This is a genomic window from Haloferax sp. DFSO60, assembly GCF_046557615.1.
Lineage (GTDB): Archaea > Halobacteriota > Halobacteria > Halobacteriales > Haloferacaceae > Haloferax.
This window is the reverse complement of sequence record NZ_JBKIII010000001.1, coordinates 389710-402782: the sequence shown is the minus strand read 5'-3', so window position 1 is coordinate 402782 and position 13073 is coordinate 389710. Positions and strand designations below refer to the sequence as shown.

The 13073-nt window shown below is 61.0% G+C and carries 12 protein-coding genes; 6 read left to right on the top strand and 6 right to left on the bottom strand.

Annotated features, from left to right (window positions below; translation table 11 throughout):
• Positions 1-66: 66 nt before the first annotated feature.
• A complete protein-coding gene (gene moaC / locus ACK509_RS02045) occupies positions 67-555 on the bottom strand; it encodes a cyclic pyranopterin monophosphate synthase MoaC (protein WP_410764835.1) in 489 nt (162 codons plus the stop codon).
• Positions 552-1985 carry an NAD(P)H-hydrate dehydratase gene (locus tag ACK509_RS02040; protein ID WP_410764834.1) on the bottom strand — a complete coding sequence of 478 codons (1434 nt, stop codon included), beginning with the start codon at positions 1983-1985 and terminating at the stop codon, positions 552-554. Before ACK509_RS02040 ends, moaC begins: the two co-directional genes overlap by 4 nt.
• Positions 1986-2073: 88 nt before the next feature.
• On the opposite strand from ACK509_RS02040, the gene ACK509_RS02035 reads away from it, so the two are divergent.
• The 3 genes from ACK509_RS02035 (at position 2074) to ACK509_RS02025 (ending at position 6166) form a co-directional block, all read left to right on the top strand.
• Positions 2074-3258, top strand: coding sequence for an MFS transporter (locus tag ACK509_RS02035; RefSeq protein ID WP_410764833.1), 1185 nt, complete (start codon positions 2074-2076; stop codon positions 3256-3258).
• A 42-nt stretch (positions 3259-3300) separates the two neighbouring features.
• The gene (locus ACK509_RS02030) at positions 3301-3687 is read left to right on the top strand and encodes an ArsR/SmtB family transcription factor (RefSeq protein WP_410764832.1); all 387 of its coding nucleotides are present in this window, start codon (positions 3301-3303) and stop codon (positions 3685-3687) included.
• A gap of 70 nt (positions 3688-3757) precedes the next feature.
• A complete protein-coding gene (locus ACK509_RS02025; protein WP_410764831.1) occupies positions 3758-6166 on the top strand; it encodes an ATP-dependent DNA helicase in 2409 nt (802 codons plus the stop codon).
• Positions 6167-6174: 8 nt separating this feature from the next.
• Here the strand turns inward: ACK509_RS02025 and ACK509_RS02020 are convergent, their stop codons facing one another.
• Together ACK509_RS02020 and ACK509_RS02015 are read right to left on the bottom strand one after the other, a co-directional pair.
• A complete protein-coding gene (locus ACK509_RS02020) occupies positions 6175-6348 on the bottom strand; it encodes a hypothetical protein (RefSeq protein WP_410764830.1) in 174 nt (57 codons plus the stop codon).
• A 61-nt stretch (positions 6349-6409) separates the two neighbouring features.
• A complete protein-coding gene (locus tag ACK509_RS02015) occupies positions 6410-6601 on the bottom strand; it encodes a hypothetical protein (RefSeq protein WP_410764829.1) in 192 nt (63 codons plus the stop codon).
• 230 nt (positions 6602-6831) lie between these two features.
• Between ACK509_RS02015 and ACK509_RS02010 the strand changes: the two genes are divergently transcribed.
• Positions 6832-7038, top strand: coding sequence for a hypothetical protein (locus ACK509_RS02010; RefSeq protein WP_410764828.1), 207 nt, complete (start codon positions 6832-6834; stop codon positions 7036-7038).
• A gap of 12 nt (positions 7039-7050) precedes the next feature.
• Here ACK509_RS02010 and ACK509_RS02005 read toward each other — a convergent pair whose 3' ends face one another.
• Together ACK509_RS02005 and ACK509_RS02000 are read right to left on the bottom strand one after the other, a co-directional pair.
• The gene (locus ACK509_RS02005) at positions 7051-8793 is read right to left on the bottom strand and encodes a DNA mismatch repair protein (RefSeq protein ID WP_410764827.1); all 1743 of its coding nucleotides are present in this window, start codon (positions 8791-8793) and stop codon (positions 7051-7053) included.
• Between the two features lie 94 nt (positions 8794-8887).
• A complete protein-coding gene (locus ACK509_RS02000; RefSeq protein ID WP_410764826.1) occupies positions 8888-9193 on the bottom strand; it encodes a UPF0058 family protein in 306 nt (101 codons plus the stop codon).
• Between the two features lie 387 nt (positions 9194-9580).
• On the opposite strand from ACK509_RS02000, the gene ACK509_RS01995 reads away from it, so the two are divergent.
• Together ACK509_RS01995 and ACK509_RS01990 are read left to right on the top strand one after the other, a co-directional pair.
• The gene (locus ACK509_RS01995) at positions 9581-11206 is read left to right on the top strand and encodes an ATP-binding protein (RefSeq protein WP_410764825.1); all 1626 of its coding nucleotides are present in this window, start codon (positions 9581-9583) and stop codon (positions 11204-11206) included.
• A 121-nt stretch (positions 11207-11327) separates the two neighbouring features.
• Positions 11328-13073: a bacterio-opsin activator domain-containing protein gene (locus ACK509_RS01990; RefSeq protein ID WP_410764824.1), complete on the top strand. Its 1746-nt coding sequence runs from the start codon at positions 11328-11330 to the stop codon at positions 13071-13073.

Sequence of the window (13073 nt, the reverse complement as noted above, 5' to 3'; positions counted from 1 at the left end):
TTCTAATAAAATGAGTCGGAAATTCATAGACTGAGCGGCAAAAATTGACGAATGGTGCGGTTAATCTTATATTTCTGACTTCTCTTTCGACACCACTTCCACATCCGAGATTTTCGTCCCCGGATACTGCCCCTCCGAGTCTTTCTCGGCGGCTTTGACCATATCCCAAACGACGTTCAGGCCCGTCGTCACACCCTCCAGCGCCTCCATCTCACAGCCGGTCTTTCCGGTCGTCTCCACTCCAACCGAGAGCGTCACCGAATCCGATTCGACTTCGAACTCGGTGTCGATGTTCGTAATCGGAATCTGGTGGCACATCGGAATCGTCTCCCACGTGTGTTTGACGGCCTGTACTGCCCCAATTCGCGCAGTCGCCAACACGTCGCCTTTCTTCACCTGGTTCTCTCGAATCGCCTCGACGGTCGATTCGGAGAGGTGAATCGTGCCGCGAGCGACTGCTCGGCGGGCCGTATCGGGTTTCGAACCGACATCGACCATCTGCACGTCGCCCGACTCGTCGACGTGGGTCAGGTCGTTCTCGTTTTCGCCAGTCATTCTTCACCCACCAAACCCACCGGAAGGCGCTTGAGTACATCGGTCGCAACTAATCCGTTGCCAAATTCGTCGGCCGCGAGGTCACCTGCCCGACCGTTGGCGTAGGCGGCGACAGCGGCGGCGTCGAGCGGCGGAAGAACGCACGCCAGCGCGCCAGTCGCCCCCGCGAGTACGTCGCCGGTTCCACCGACAGTCATGCCCGGATTTCCGGTTCGGTTGACCCGTATCTCGTTCCCGTCGGAAATCACGTCGGACGCGCCTTTGACCAGTAGTGTGTGGCCCAAGTCGGCGGCGAACTCGCGCACGAGGTCAGTTCGTTCGCGCCAGTCACTCGCGGTCGTGCCGCCCATCTTCTGCAATTCGCCTTGGTGCGGTGTGCAGATGAGAGTCGCTTCCGTGTCGATGTCGGGGACGACTTGGAGCGCGTCGGCATCGACGACAGCGGTTCCGTCAAATTCGGTGAGGAACTGCCGAACTGCGGCGAGCGAGTCCTCGTGGTCACCGAGTCCAGGGCCGAAGACGACCACGTCGCGGTCGGCGGCGTAGTCGAGCAGGTCGGAGACGTGTTCGGGGGCGAGGTGGTCGCCCGAAAACTCGCGGACGATGAGGTTCTCAGAGTAGCCTTGTACCTCGCGGGCGACGTGTTCCGGGCAGGCGACCCGAGCGAGGTCTGCACCGGCACGAAGCGCGGCCTGTGCGGCGAGTGCGGGTGCGCCGGTGTAGGGACCGCCGCCGATAATCAAGAGGTCGCCGTGGTCGCCTTTGTGGCTCTGCGCATGACGGTGGAGTTCGAGCAGGTCACCGGGGCCGGTGAACAACTCGGCGGCTTGTGGGATGCCGATATCCGCGACCGTCACGTCGCAAGCGAGTGCTTCGAGGCCGGGTTTCGTGTCGTGGAAGGTGACGACGTGGTCGGCTTCGACGGCGAGACCTTCAGCGTCGCCGGTGTCGGCATCGACGCCGGACGGAACATCCACAGAGAGAACGAGTGCATCGGAGTCGTTGATGGCGCGGGCGGCGGTCGCCTCGGGTTCACGTAATGCGCCCGTAACGCCAGTCCCGAGCATGGCGTCGATGACGAGGTCGGGGGCGCCGAGGTCGAACTTCGAGGAGTCGGTGACCGTTTGGAGATTCGACTCGACCGCGACGAGTGCATCCCAGTTCTCGCGGGCGATGGTCGTCGAGATGGTTTCGGGACGACCGAGGAGGTGGACTGTCACGTCGTAGCTTTTCAGAAATCGAGCGGTGACGAGCGCGTCGCCGCCGTTGTTGCCGCGTCCGGCGACGATAGCGATAGAAGCGCCGGGTTCGACGAGTTCGCGGGCGACCCGAGCGACGGCGTTTCCACTCGACTCCATGAGCTGCTTTCGCGGGACGCCGAGCGCTTCAGCGTTCACATCGACGGCGGCCATGCGTCGGCTGGTAATCATGTCCCTGTGTTCGCCCGGTGGTGCGTTAACACATGTGGTTGGCCGACCGATTCACAACACTTGATGCGCTCGCCTTCGATTCGCGTTTGTGACACGCCGTCTCTTTGGTACCCTCTGCGGTCTCGTCTTCCTCGTCAACTTTGGCCGGGTCGCGTTCCCGCCGTTAGTCGAAACGCTCCAAACGCAGTTCGGCGTCGGCCCCGCGACGATTGGCATCGTCACCTCGCTCATCTGGATTGGGACGGCGATTCCACGTATTCCTGTCGGCTACATTTTGACTCGTGTGCCACGGCATCGTGTCGTTCTCGCGGCAGGGGCGTTGCTCGTTCTCGCTTCGGTGTTCACTGCGAGCGCGACGACGATTCCGATGCTCCAAGTCGGCGCGTTTGCGATTGGCGTCTCCTCGGGTGCGTACTTCGTCTCGGCAGTCCCGTTGGTGGGCGAACTCTTCCCCGAGCGCGTCGGGCGAATGGTCGGAATTCACGGGGCGGCCAGTCAACTCGCGGCCGTCCTCGCGGCACCAATCGTCGTTCTCATCCTCGCTAGCTACTCGTGGCGAGTAACGTTCTGGGCGCTCGCAGTCGCGGCCGCCGCGATTACTGTCGCACTCTATCTCGTCTCCCGAGACGGGAGTATGGGCGATGCGAGCGGGTCGAATACGGACTTCCTCGCCGCGCTCAGCCACTGGAAAATCATCCTCACAGGCATCCTCCTCATCGCCCCCGCCGGGTTCGTCTGGCAGGGCTTGTTCAACTTCCTCGTCTCCTATATGACCCAAGCGAAGGACTTCTCGCCCGCGACGGCGGGGACGATGCTGACGATTATCTTCGCCGCTGGCGTCCCGGCGTTCTCGCTCTCGGGACAACTCGCCGACCGACTGCCACACATTCCCTACATCTTCGGGCTGCTCGTCGCCTTCGCCGGGTCGCTCATTCTCCTCACGATGGCACAAGGATTCCTCGCAGTCGCCGTCGTGATTGCCATTATCGGCTACGTCATCCACAGCCTCTTTCCCGCGCTCGATACGTTCATGCTCTCGTCGCTCCCGAGCGACGCCCGAGCCAGTGCGTACGCGGTCTTTAGCGGGCTTGCACTCCTGTTAGAGGCAAACGGCAGTGGCGCAGTCGGCTTTCTCACCGAGGCGAGTGTTGGCTTCGAGTTCGTCTTCCGGACGCTCGCACTCGGACTCGTGGTCATCGTCGGTGTTCTCGCGGTTCTCTACGTCGGCAATCGACTCCCCGGTGTGACTCGCGGTGAGACGACGAGCGCGTGATGGCCCGAAAATGTTTACTCTTCTGACCTATTTTTCCGTGGTATGTCCGGGCTGCTTCCGTCCGACGGAGACGTGAACGTCGGTGGTGATGGAACACCACGAGTCCTCTGGCTCGACGACGAAGAGACGGAGCAATTTATCTCCAGCCTCGCGACCGAGACTGCCCGCGAGATACTCTCATGTCTCCACGAGTCGCCCTCCACGGCAACGGAAATCGGTGCGGCGGTCGATACGTCGATTCAGAACGTCAGACACCATCTCGGGAACCTCATCGAGGCCGACCTCGTCGTCGTCGCTGGAACCCGCTATTCCGAAAAAGGTCGTGAGATGAAAGTCTACGCACCTGCGAGCGAGCCATTCGTCGTCTGTGTCGGTGGCGAGGAAGACCGCGAAGGGTTCGCAGACGCAATCGAATCGTTCCTCGAATAACGGAACTGGAGCGGACCCAGAGCGGTCCGAATCTTCATATACGAACTGGCGGCCAGTCACCGACACCCCTATGGCCGTCGCAACTGGACCAGATAGCGTGACTTGGCAGGAGGTATTCGGCCACGCCGAGCCGTATCCCGAGCAGGCGGACGGAATCGAAACCGCGCTCTCGACCGCGCGAGATGGCGGCTTCACCGTCATCGAAGGTGCCTGTGGGACTGGCAAGACCATGCTCGCACTCACCGCGGGCATCGAACTCGTGCGCGACCCCGATTCGGACTACGAACGGGTGTTCGTCCTCACGAGCGTCAAACAGCAACTCCGGCAGTTCGAAGCCGACCTCCGCACGATAAATCAGAACCTTCCGGACGAGTGGAAATCCGTCTCCGGACTCACCCTCGTCGGGAAAGCCGACGTGTGCCCGTACAGCAGAGAGACCTGCGGCGGCATCGACGAATCGACCGTCTACGACCGTTGTGACGGTCTCCGCGACCGAACTCGTGGCCTCGTCGGCGACGGTGGGATGACGAGCGCCGAAGCCCTCGCAAAGGACGCCCGCGAGCAACAGACAGGACTCCTCGATACGGGCGCGACGAGTACGCAACCCTCGTATCTCGAAACCGCGGGCGAACCGACGCCCTACTCCAAATCGATGCCCGACTACGAGGACGTCGAGTACTGCCCATTCTATGCGAACTATCTCGCCGATTTGCCAGAGGACGGCGACCCCGTCGAGGCCGTCCCCTTCGACTTCGACGATATGGGTCTCATCACGACCGAAGATTTGGTTGGGCTCTCGGCAGGGATGGGGTCGTGTCCCCACTCGGTGATGGGCGCGCTCCTCTCGAACGTCGAAGTCGTCGTCGGAAACTACTACCACGCGTTCGACCCCGTGACCGTCGGCACGTTCACGGGCGCGCTCGTAGACGATTCGACCTACGTCATCTGCGACGAGGCGCACATGCTCGAACCACGCGTCCGCGACCTCGTGTCGGTCGGCGTCGGCGACAAGACGCTCCGCGACGCAGAGAGCGAGTTCACGCGAGTCATCCAACCAGTCGAATTCGAAGACGCCGGAAAGACCACCGCCGACGCAGAACTCGTCAAAGCAGAGTTGAGCGATGGCGACGTGACGCTTCGGGAGTTGAAAGAGACACGAGCGTTCATCCGCGACCTCAGAGAGGAACTCGACCGTCGTGTGACGGCGTATCTCGACGGCAAAAATCGCAACTGGCGAAGCAACCTCACGGAACTCACCGACGAAGAACTCCCACTTCGTGACCCCGAAGTGCCGAGTGTGGACGAACTCACCGAATGGGCCGAAGAGAAGGGATACGACGAGGGGACGTGGGTTCGCGCCGAAGCGACCGGTTCTCTCGTCGGTCGCATCCTCAACTCGGTCGAAGAAGAGGACAAGCGACGTGCCGCCCCCGCCGCGGGTCGCGCACTCGCCACGTGGGCCTACGCCGACCACGAATCGTATTTCAGAGCAATCGACCTCGAACGCACGTGGAACGAGATGGAACCCGCCGAGTCGTGGCGACGCGCCTACAACGCCCAACTCTCGGTCCACAACTGCCTGCCCGGCGACGCTATCGCCGAGCGAATGAGCGACTTTGGTGGTGGTGTCCTGATGAGCGCGACACTCGAACCGCTCGACGTGTTCCGCAGCGTCGCCGGACTCGACGCGCTCGAAGATGACGGCCGACCGGTCGCCGAACGGACCTTCGGACTCGGTTTCCCCGAAGAGAACCGCGAGAGCTTCGCGGTCGATGTCCCGAAGTTCACTCACCAAAATCGTGGGTCACCGGGCGAAGAAAACAGTACCAGACTGGCCTATACCGATGCCACTGCCGAAGTCTGCACGCGCTCGCCCGGCAACGTCCTCGTCGGCATGCCGAACTACGCCGAAGCCGAGTGGATGGCGGGCGTCCTGAGTGAGCGAGTGGATAAACCCGTCCTCCTCGACGAAGCCTCCGACGACGGCGTGACCGAAGACCTGAAAACGGAATTCTTCGGCGGCGAGTCGAAAGTCTTGGTGACGAGTCTTCGCGGTACGCTCACCGAAGGCGTCGATTACAGCGGTGACCGACTCTCGGCGGCCGTCGTCTGCGGCGTCCCGCTCATCAACACCGCCTCACCCAGAACACGAGCGGTGAAGACAGCCTACGACAAGGAATTCGGAGACGTCCCCGCGAGCGGAGCGAGTGGGAGCAAGCGGGGCGGCTCGCCGTCCCGCACTGGATTCGAGACGGCGCTCACGGTTCCGGCAGTGAGAAAAGCCAGACAGGCAATCGGGCGCGTGATTCGCGGGACTGACGAGGTTGGCGTTCGCGTCTTCGTCGATGCGCGCTACGCTCGCGAGTCGTGGGACGGCGTTCGACAGTACTTCCCCGACCACGAGCGCGAGGAGTTTCAGCCAGTGAGTTCGGACATGCTCGGATTCGGCTTGGAGCGGTTCTGGTCGTCGGTGGAGTAAGGGCGTGCTTATCGCTCGAAATAGACTTCTCTTCGGTAGTAGCGATACCCGAGAACGGCGAGAATCACGAGAACGACGAGCGAGAGATACGGCTTCGAGAATACGAACAGCACGGCGAAGAGGAGCACAAGAAGCGCGCCACCGATGATAAAGTTCGCTTTGAGATAGCCTCCGAGATTCATACACTTCGTACGACGGTGTCGAAGTAAGTTGTTGCCGTCTTGACTACTCCGATAGGAGAACCTACCGCTCGTCGTCCCACTTCGCCCGGCAATCGTCGTCGCAGAAGTGTCGATGATAGAGCGTTCCTTCGTCGTCTATCCACGTGACCACTCTGTGCGTCGGTGAACTCACGATTGGCTCGCCGCATACGTCACACTTCGGCGCGTCCTCTGGGTCGATGTTCTCCTCTAAATCAGACGTTGGATCCACCATTGACAACCAGATGGCAGTCGTGACCACTTGAACCCGTCTCCGGCGGCAGAAGTCGCCCCAGAGCGCACGAACGAACGCGAGTCGCGTGCGCCGCTCGCTGAGAAGACGTTGCAGTTCCCTATCTACGAGACGGGGGGATAATTAATCCTGTGTCGTGGCAACGAATACCACACTTAGTGAAGGTTATGTAATCACCATCGCCTTTGTGTAGATGACGGCGTATGTCAGAAATGCCCGCGTCTCGTGATGTCGCTGCAGGGAGCCCAGACCGCACTACCTTGGTGGACGATTGTGAACTACACAGTGTCGTCATCACCTACCGAGAAGGCGCCGACCAAGTGACGGTGTATCCGCGGCGAGACAGTTGTTGCGACCAGATGGAGGCGTGGTTGACTGCGAACGCCGAAGCGTTCGTCGCGCTCGACAAGATGCGATAACGCAGGTTTCTCTTACTTCGACGCGCGCACGTCAGAGAGCGTCTGTTGAACGGCTTGTTCTCCGACTGCGGCCGCGAGCGCCTCGAACCCAGCTCGTTCGGCCCGGTCACGGGCATTGGCGACCAAGCGCGAGACGATGAACTCCGGCGTGGATTTGCCGACAGTACCGAATCGAGGTTGGTAATCGACGCGCAGTGCCAGGTCTTCAGTCAGGCCTTCGGCGAAGATACCGTCGATACGTGCTTCGGGTGGGAGTGGGCTCAACTCGTCTGCGAGGTGCGTCACGTAGACACCGAAGGCGTCGCGGTCCACGGTGAGGTTCACTAATCCGTTGAGCAGGTCGGCCGCGCGCCCGGGTTCCGTAATCGCTTCGAACTCATCGACGAGCATGAGCGTCCGGCCGTCACCCGAGAGTGGCGGAACGATGGACTTCAGCGTCGATTCGAGGACGCCCGCGTTGAAACTCGCGTGGCGACGGTGGAACACGACCGCATCGAAGCGACCGACTCGGGCCGAGTCAGCGGGGACGGGAAGCCCCATCGACGCGAGTACGGCGACTTGTGCGAGCGTTTCGAGAAGCGTCGTCTTCCCACCGCTGTTCGCTCCGGTGAGTACTGAAACGCGGTCGCCACTGGGGAGTTCGGGACCGCTCGAACAGTCGAGAGTGTGGTCGCCGACGGCGTACGAGATTGGTTGAGGACTGTCGATAAACAGATTACGCGCACCGCAGACGGCGACCCCGGTTTCTTCGATTTCGGGGCGGGTGAGGTCGTATTCGACCGCGAACCGGGCGAGCGAGAGCGAGAGTGCGGCATCTTCGACTGTCTCGACGGCGATATCGATGTCGTCGCGGGCGGCCCAGATCCGGTCGCGGAGTGTTTCGGCGACGACCTCCTCGCGCTCGTCAGCGTCTTCTTGAAGTTCTGCAACGAGGTTTCTGAGCGAGGAGCTGATGAAGTCAGTCGCGTCGCGGGCGTCTTCGGCGGCCGCCGATTCGACTTCGCCCGAGGTGAGGTCGGTTTCGTGCGAGACGTACTCGACGAAGGCAGCGCGAAAGTCGTCGAGCGAGCGAACGCCGCGTTGTTGAATCGTATCGAGGACGTCGAACGCGTTCGATTCGAGATTCTTCGCACTCCGGAGTCGCGCTCGGTAGCGATCGAGTCGGTCGTCAGCTCCGTCTTCGACCGACCCGTCTTTGGAGACGTAGCCGAGTGCGCCGAGTGCATCGCGGAGTGCGTCGGGGTCAGCATCGCCGAGCGAGTCGAACGGTTCGCCGTCGAGCCCTGCGCGGATGAGTTCGAGCGCGGCGTTGACCGCGGCGCGTTCGGTTTCTCCTGCTTCGTCGTACGCCTCGAACGCCTCGATTACCGTCTGTTGAGCCTCGCCGTCGAGTCTCTGCCAGCCTTCGCTGGCGGCGAGGACGCGGTCGAGACGGTCGCGGCGCGCATCGAGTGACGACAGCGGCGTCAACACACGAATTCGGTCGGCGGCGTGGGCGGTCAGTGCCGACTCGCTTGCGAGCGTCAACAGGTCGTCGTAGACGTTTCTCGCGTCGCGGGTCGCCAGCGTGTCGATACCCGCTTTCCCGTTAGCACGTCTGAGAATCCGAACTGCACGCCCGCGCGAAATCCCAGCACGAACGAGCGCGCGAACGTCTGCGGACTCGATTGCATCGACCGCTCGCTGTATTCCCAGCGCCGATTCGAGCCGCTCAGAGGTCTTCGGCCCGACACCCCAATAGTCCTCAAGTCGCATACTGGTGTGTCACACGGGGGTCCCTTAGCTACTCTCACTTTCGAGAACCGGGGCGATGGCGTCGCTCATCGACGAGAGACGCTGCGAAAAATATCTAGCTCGGTGGAAGGTTCTCCTGGGTGTTGGACACGTCATGGTCGGGCGGGACAGCAAGAAGGTGCTGTCCGGGGACCATCGTCGTGTCGTAGCCGAGGTCACGAGCCGCACAGACTGCGAGCGCCGTCGTGAGTGTTCGCACGGCGATTTCGTGGTCGGCTCGACAGGCACGGAGTGCCATCGGACCGATTTCGAGTCGGTTGTACGCGACGAGGTCTTCTGGTGTTGCCACTCCTCGCTCGATGTAGTCGGATGCAATCTCCACCAGGAGGGTGTGGAGATGGATGAGTTCGTTCTTCTTCATGGAATGCACGTAAGTGCTTAACGGGCGTAAATGGCGCGGTAAACCCTGTTTTTCGCTTTAATCAGGGTCATCTAGAAATGAATGTATCTCTCAGAATCACGTGAGTAAAACCAGTCGCTCGGGATGTGAGGTACCAAAGGGAGTTGGGGTTTGGGCAGGGACACGCCGTCGAACGACGGAAGGGGGGCGTCGCATATCGATGGCGTGCGGGCGCGACGAGTGACCCGGTAGGTCACTGTGGCCACTTAGTGAGAGGGAGCGAACCATGGTAAGCGTCCACCCTATGTAATTAGGGAATGTCGCATCGGGAAACGCACAAGTTCACTGGGTGCGCGAGTGCAAGTATGCAGCGAGACTCGCGCGTCGGGAAGGTGAAGACAGACGACGATGAGTAACGGCAACCGTGGGACTGGTATCGACGAGACGGTGACTGCGGACCTCCAGCGGAGTGTGGTGCTTCTCTCTGTCGTCACCGACGCACTGGCAACAGTGGCCAACACAGAAACGAAGACGGACCGCTCGACACTCGCCCAAACCATCTGCGACGTACTCGTCGCCAACGGTGATGTACTCGTGTCGGCGTGGGTCGGCACGACCGACGATTCAGACGAGGTGTCGCCAATTGCGAGCGCAGAACGCGACGGAGAGGAATCGGTCGCTGTCTCTGGACAGACATCCAAGGCGGACACGAGCGGTGACACGCTGATTCAGCGTGCGCTCAGCGAAGACCAGATTCTCGCGGGGAGCGACACCGATACCGACGCCGATACCCGCCACACAGCGATTGCAATCCCGCTTCGGACAGAGAGAGAGACGGTCGGTGAGGACGTGACGGTCGGTGTTCTCGTCGTATCCGGCGTCGGCCTCGAACTCACAGACCCGGTTCAATCCGCGTTTTCGAGCCTCGGCGATGCTGTGGCGACGAAGATGAACGCCATCGAGACATCCATCGAAGACGCCGACACGCAGTGTCGGCGACAGTTGAGCGCAATCTTCGAGAGTACGTTCGAATTCCTCTGCTTGCTCGACCCCGACGGGACCATCCTTCGGGTGAACGATGCTGCCCTCGAGTTTGGAGACCACGACCGAGCGGCGATTATCGACCAGTTCGTCTGGGAGACGCCGTGGTGGCACGGAAACGAAGACCGGAAGGCGGCACTCAAAGAAGCAATTTCACACGCCGCGAGCGGAGAGTTCGTCCGATACGAAGTCGAGTTCGAGACTGGCGACAGCGACGACACGGCGATAATCGACTTCTCGCTCTCGCCGGTGTTCGACGAAGATGGAGCGGTGAAACTGCTCGTCTCGGAGGGCCACGATATTACCGCCCAGCGCGAACACGCACAAGACCTCCAGCGCGAGCGCGAACGCCTCGAATTCATGAACCGCATCCTTCGGCACAACCTACTCAACGGCCTCAACGTCGTCGGTGCGCGGGCGGATATCCTCCAAGGTTTCGTCGCGGACGACGGCGAGCAACACCTCGAAACGATTCAACACCGCGTCGAAGAGATGACCGAACTCGTCGGAACCATGCGGACGTTCATGAAAGCAATCGTCGAAGGCGAGACACAGGAGTTCGAGTCGCGGTCACTGCGCGAGGCAGTCCAATCCTGCGTCGAAACGGTCGAGAGAGACTCTCCGAACGTCACTGTCTCGCTTGGAGCGATTCCTCCGATTCCGGTTCGCGCCGACGAGTTGCTGGACGAAGTTGTCGAAAACCTCCTGAAAAACGCGATTCAGCACAACGACAAACCCGCTCCCGAAGTCAGCATCGAAGCGGCCGCTGGAGACCAAACGGTCGAACTGTGGATTTCGGATAACGGCCCCGGCGTTCCCGACGAGCAGAAGCGAAAAATCGTCGAGAAGACCATCGAAGAACTCTCGAACCCTGGCAGTGGGTTCGGACTGTTTCTGGTTCGCGAAATCGTCGAGAGCTACGGCGGTGACATCCGAATCGACGATAACACCCCAGAAGGTGCAACCTTCGTCGTGACGCTCCCACGGGCCTGAATCGGTAGATTGGTGTAGCACCGGGGGGCGGAAGGCAACGACTCAAATTATTATTCGGGACGCGTTGGTGTGTGGGATAACCAGATATATATCGGCTCCACGTTACACTGTGCTAGATACGATGGTAACAGAACGCTCGGCACGAGAGTCGCCCTCCACGCGGGCCGCCGAGCCAGTCGTCCTCGTTGTTGACGACGATAAGGACCTCGCCGACACCTGCCAGTACTGGCTCAATCAAGGACGATACGTCGTCGAAACCGCGTACGGTGGTTCTGAAGCACTCTCTCAACTCGACGAACACGTCGATGTGGTCTTGTTGGACCGCCGGATGCCGAGCATCTCCGGCGACGACGTACTCGAAGAGATTCGGGAACGAGAACTCGATTGTCGCGTTGCGATGATGACCGCCGTCGAACCAGACACGGACATCGTGGACATGCCCTTCGACGCGTACCTCGTCAAGCCCGTGAGCGAGTCGCAGGTGACAGAGACCGTCGAGGAACTCCTCGTTCGTTCGGGGTTCGAACGTGAGGTTCGGGACTACTTCGCGCTGGAATCGACCCACGAGGCACTCGAAAACCGCGCCGCCGAAGAACTTCGCAACCCCGAAGTACTCGATGACCTCCAACAGCAACTCGATGCCGCTCGCTCGGAACACAATGCTGCAATCGAACTCCGCGAGCGCCAACTCGACCGGTTAGGGAAGGTCAACGACCTGCTTCGAACCGTGGATAAAGGACTGGTCGATGCCCACACGCGTGAGGAAATCGAACAGATCGTGTGCGATGCAGTCGCCGAAGCGCACCGTGGTGTATGTGTCGCACGCCGAAGCGCCGCCTCCGGTGGCCTTCGCTGTACAGCCGCCGCCGGTATCGACCACGACCCGACTGACCTCGATTTCTCGACGCTCGCCGACTCGTTCGACTTGCACGCCCTCGACGACATCCGCGTGTTCGACCCGGTTCCCGACGAACACCGAACTGCCGTGTTCAACGGACAGGCCACAGACCTCGAACTCGCGGCGCTGTGCGTCCCAATCGCGTATCAAGAGACTGTGTACGGGGCACTCTTCGTCTACGACGAGCGCGCTCACTTCGACGAAGACCACGTGGCCGTCTTTACCGAACTCGGAGAGACCATTGGAAACGGAATCAACGCCGCGGAGAGCAAACGCCTGCTGAACGGCGACAGCGTCGTCGAACTGGAGTTTGCACTCGGCGGCAACTCGGGGACACTCGCCGGACTGTGTGCGAACCTCGGTTGCTCACTCTCGCTCGATGGCGTTGCCGAAGTGGACGAGTTCGCGACGTGTTTCGTCACGGTTCGTGGAACATCCATCGACGACGTTGTCTCCGCGGCAACCGAACACTCCGAAATCTCGTCTGTTCGTGTCGTCTCCGAGGGTGACGAAGAGTCGGTTCTCGAACTTCGACTGACCGACGCGTCGATGTTGGTGACGACGATGCACTACGGTGCGAGCATCGAAGCGTTCGAACTCTCGAACGGGTCGGGAACGTTCATCCTCCACGTCGCACCAGACGCCGACCACGGTGCAATCGTCGATGGCCTCACCGGCGCGTTCTCGGATACGAAAGTGGTGGCAAAACGCGAGGTCGAACGCCGCACGAAATCTGCGGATTCGTTCCGACACGACTTGGACGACAAGCTCACTCCGCGTCAGCGCTCCGTCTTAGAGACGGCGTTCGTCTCTGGCTATTTCGACTGGCCGCGTGGGAGTACCGCAGAAGAAGTCGCAGACGCACTCGGTATCTCGCCACCGACGCTGCACGAACACATTCGGACGGCGGAGCGAAAGCTCATGGAGACGTACTTTAGCGACCAAGAGCCAGTCGTCGAAGACGACTAG

Coding starts and splice junctions, on each gene's coding strand:
- ACK509_RS01995 (WP_410764825.1), top strand. CDS start 9,581: ATGAGTAACGGCAACCGTGGGACTGGTATCGACGAGACGGTGACTGCG.
- ACK509_RS02020 (WP_410764830.1), bottom strand. CDS start 6,348: ATGAATCTCGGAGGCTATCTCAAAGCGAACTTTATCATCGGTGGCGCG.
- ACK509_RS02040 (WP_410764834.1), bottom strand. CDS start 1,985: ATGATTACCAGCCGACGCATGGCCGCCGTCGATGTGAACGCTGAAGCG.
- ACK509_RS02015 (WP_410764829.1), bottom strand. CDS start 6,601: ATGGTGGATCCAACGTCTGATTTAGAGGAGAACATCGACCCAGAGGAC.
- ACK509_RS01990 (WP_410764824.1), top strand. CDS start 11,328: ATGGTAACAGAACGCTCGGCACGAGAGTCGCCCTCCACGCGGGCCGCC.
- ACK509_RS02000 (WP_410764826.1), bottom strand. CDS start 9,193: ATGAAGAAGAACGAACTCATCCATCTCCACACCCTCCTGGTGGAGATT.
- ACK509_RS02005 (WP_410764827.1), bottom strand. CDS start 8,793: ATGCGACTTGAGGACTATTGGGGTGTCGGGCCGAAGACCTCTGAGCGG.
- moaC (WP_410764835.1), bottom strand. CDS start 555: ATGACTGGCGAAAACGAGAACGACCTGACCCACGTCGACGAGTCGGGC.
- ACK509_RS02010 (WP_410764828.1), top strand. CDS start 6,832: ATGCCCGCGTCTCGTGATGTCGCTGCAGGGAGCCCAGACCGCACTACC.
- ACK509_RS02025 (WP_410764831.1), top strand. CDS start 3,758: ATGGCCGTCGCAACTGGACCAGATAGCGTGACTTGGCAGGAGGTATTC.
- ACK509_RS02030 (WP_410764832.1), top strand. CDS start 3,301: ATGTCCGGGCTGCTTCCGTCCGACGGAGACGTGAACGTCGGTGGTGAT.